Source organism: Arthrobacter sp. HMWF013 (genome assembly GCF_003061105.1).
Lineage (GTDB): Bacteria > Actinomycetota > Actinomycetes > Actinomycetales > Micrococcaceae > Arthrobacter.
Genome location: NZ_QAIQ01000368.1, coordinates 7,251 through 10,786 on the forward strand (window position 1 = coordinate 7,251; position 3,536 = coordinate 10,786).

Consider the following 3,536-nt stretch of genomic DNA (forward strand, 5'->3'; position numbering starts at 1 on the left):
CCCCAGGACATCCGAGCGCAACTGGTTCCAGTACCGGCTCTTAGTGGCACCACCGGTCAGCACCAGCGTCCCGTCGGTGGGTGCGCCAAGGAGGTCCAGGTAGTCGAAGCACAGCCGTTCGATGAACGCAACACCTTGCAGGGCGGCGGCGAACCAGTCCCCCTCATTCTCGGATGTCCCGAGCGTAAATCCCCGCGCCTGCGGTGCCGCGAAGGGAAACCGTTCGCCGGAGGACACTAGAGGATAGGTCAGCAGCGGGGAAGGTTCCCGGGTCGTGGCCAAGGCAGTCATGACCTCAAGGTCCTTCCCGTCAAAGTCGCGGGAGATGACGCCCGCTCCGGTGCTGGAGGCACCTCCGGGCAGCCAGTCGCCGTCGGGACTCTTATGGGAATACACGACGCCGAGCGGGTCCTGAATGAGGTCCCGCGTGACGCCCTTGAGAATCAGGGTAGTTCCCAGGACAGAATTCCAGCTGCCAACAGTCAGCGCTCCGGAGCCGAGCTGGGCGGCGCACCCATCGGTTGCTCCGGAGATGACCGGAGTGCCCGCCGGTATCCCGGTTGCGGCTGCTGCGGCGGCGGATACGGTGCCGATCTGCGTCCCTGACCGGACGAGCGACGGAAGCATGGGCAGCGGCACACCCAGGGCATCGAAAACCTCTTCAGGCCATTGCTCGGTGATCAGGTTCGCACCCGTTTTCAGGGCATTGCTCAGGTCGGCGGGGACCGGGTGGCCGGTAAGGCGTTCGTTGATGAAATCTGACTGGTGGAGCACCCGGGTTCCGGCACTGGGCGTTCCGGGATCGTTCAGCAGCCAGAGGAGTTTCGGCAATGCCCACGGCGTCTGCATGCGCTGATAGCCCAGTTCGTTCCAGACGTGGGACCCGGCGCTATTGACCCGCTCCAGTTCACCGCCGGCGCGGCCGTCGTCGTACATCAGCCCGGGGGTGACCGGGGTACCCCGGGAATCTGTGAGGAGGATCGTTCCGGAGGTGGCGTCCACCGCCACTCCACGGACGCTGCAGTGCTCAAGGCCCTGGAGCGCCTGAGCGGCGGCTGCGCAGGCAGCTGCCCACCACTGTTCCGGGTCCTGCTCATGCCGGGGACCGTTACGGTGGCTGGTGAGCTTCCGGGTTCCGGCACCCAGCACATTCCCCTTAGCGTTGACTGCCAAAGCGCGGACGCTTTGCGTTCCGAGGTCGAGTCCGATCCAGATGGTTTCCTTCGCAGGCAGGCTCATGATTTTCCTTCCAGCAAAGGAATTTGGTTCCGTGTTCTGCCGGCCAGTGCGGGGTCCCCGGATCCCTCCGGGACGGTGGCGGGCATAACGCCCGGGGTCGGGGTGGCACTGGCCAGCCCCGGGCTCCGATGGCGCATGGAGGCAAGCCGGGGCCAGGTTTCGCTCATGATGGCCCGCAATGCCAGGAAGTCCTCATACAGCCCGGAGTACAGGACGGCCCTGTGGGGATCGGGGGTGAAGGTGTCCCGGATCCTCACGTACCAGGAGGAGACATCCTCGATCCTTGCGGCCCCGCCTGTGGCGACGAGCCCTACAAGGAAGGCTCCCTTGGCGCCGACTTCCGTGTCTGTGGACCGCAGCACCGGGACGCCCGTGACGTCGGCAATGAGTTGCAGCCAGACCGGGTTGGCGGCCCCGCCGCCGCAGACGCGCAGTTCGGTTGGTGTGACTCCGGAGGTGCTGAGGCAGTCCCGGATCACCAGCGTCAGCCCTTCCAGAACCGCGCGGGCCATGTGTTCGCGCTGATGCTCAAAGGACAGACCCAGGAATGACCCGCGGGCCTGTGCGTTGAGGAAGGGCGCCCTTTCACCGGCCGGGGAGAGGTAGGGCATGAAGGCCAGCCCTCCGGCCCCAGGCGGGCTGGATTCGGCGAGGTCGGCCAGCTCAGTAGGATTATCGAGGTCCAGCAGCTGGCATGCCCACTGGATCACTTCTCCCCCTGCCAACGTCGGAAAGGCGTTGAGATACTTTCCGGGCAGCCCGAGGGCCACGGTCAGTCCCGCGGATTTTCCTTCAGTGGTGACGGTGTCCGCAACTATTTCCGTGCACAGGGTGGTGCCGAGGATGCTGCAGGCCTGGCCGGGGGCGACTGCGCCGACGCCGATGGCCGTTGAAGCGATGTCGTAGGAGGACATAACAATGGGCAACCCTGCCGAGAGCCCCATTTCCAGTGCCGCCCCCCGTGTGAGGTGGGCGACCCTGCGGTCATCACCCCGCAGTTCAGGCAACAAGGTCCGGGCCCACTCCATGTCGTAAAGCTTCAGGAGCTCGGGTGAATAGCGTCGGGTGCGGACATCCATGAACGGGGCGGCGCCATCTGACTCGTCGATGGCGAACTCGCCCGTCATGCGGGCAAAGAGCCAGCCGCCGCACGTCAGCGATAGGTGGGAGCGCTGCAGCCTCTCCCTGTCGTTTTGCTGCAGCCAGGTGAGGATGGCGTTGGGCAGCCCGGGGAAGGTCTGGGATCCGTTGATGTGGAAGGCTTCCGCCAGCAATCCTTGCCGGGACCAGCCCTCCACGATCGCTGCGGCACGTCCGTCGTTCCAGAGGATCGCAGGGCCGGTCGGTTCCCCTGCTTTGTCAACGAGCCAGCACCCGTCCCCCTGCGCCGTGATCGCCAGAAAATCGATGTCCGATTTGAGCTGGCGCTGAACACTGCGGACGCTGAAGACCACAGCGTCCCAGACTGCGAGCATGTCCTGCTCAGCCCAACCCGGCTGGGGGCGGCTGACGGACGTTGATTGGCGGACGACGACGAGCTCATTGCCTTCTTCGTCGTAACCGACCGCTTTGATCATCGTGGTGCCGGCATCAACAGCGATGACCGCCATGGGTGAGCCTTTCGTTTGAGGGAAAACGGGCCGATGGCCTTTTGAATGTGGAGGGACCTGGCGGTGACAATTTCCGCGACGGTTGTGGAGCTGTTGAGGTTCGGTCTAGGAAAATCCAGCCGAAGCCGCACCCGCCGCCCGGCGGGCCGCTGACGGAAGCTTCAGCTGCCAGGTCATGAGGGCGCTAAGCAGGTAGAGGCCAGCGAAGATGCACATAACTCCGCCGACGCCGATCAGGGATAGGAACAGGGTGGCAATCAACGGGCCAAGGAATACTGACATTCCGGCGCCGAAGTTCAGAGCAGACATTGCCGCGCCCTTGTGTTCTGGCGCCAGCGACGGCATCAAAGCTGACAACGGGACGAACCCGGCAAGGGTAGCTCCGTAGGCGGCGCCCACGGCCATTGCAACGAGGAGGTTCGGGCCAGCTGCCAGAGGCACGTAGTAGAAAGCCAGAGTGGTTATCGAGCATCCAACGCCACCGAAAAGGGCGATGGTCTGACGCCAGCCGAATTTGTCCCCGATGATCCCGAAAATCAGGTTGAAGAAGATGTTGGTCAGGAACACGACGCTGAGGATTTGAAGCCATTCGCTCAGTTCGAAACCTATCTCCTTCGTGAAAAACACAGGCAGGAATACCAGGAATCCAAACTGCGGGGCCGTGTTGATCGCGCGGACCGCCGCACC

General features: G+C 64.1%; 3 protein-coding genes. All 3 read right to left on the reverse strand.

The features are described 5' to 3' along the window. Positions 1-1,239 (reverse strand): FGGY-family carbohydrate kinase (locus tag DBR22_RS13675; RefSeq protein ID WP_219928121.1); only part of this gene is annotated, 1,239 nt, incomplete at its 3' end. Further along, positions 1,236-2,849 (reverse strand): FGGY-family carbohydrate kinase, encoded by a 1,614-nt coding sequence (locus DBR22_RS13680; protein WP_108599469.1) that lies wholly within the window; start codon positions 2,847-2,849, stop codon positions 1,236-1,238. The genes DBR22_RS13680 and DBR22_RS13675, both read right to left, overlap by 4 nt. A gap of 105 nt (positions 2,850-2,954) precedes the next feature. Continuing rightward, positions 2,955-3,536 (reverse strand): MFS transporter (locus DBR22_RS13685; protein ID WP_146187505.1); only part of this gene is annotated, 582 nt, incomplete at its 5' end.

What these genes read in the sequence shown, in the direction of transcription:
- DBR22_RS13680 (WP_108599469.1), bottom strand. Translation starts at nt 2,849, where the DNA reads ATGGCGGTCATCGCTGTTGATGCCGGCACCACGATGATCAAAGCGGTC.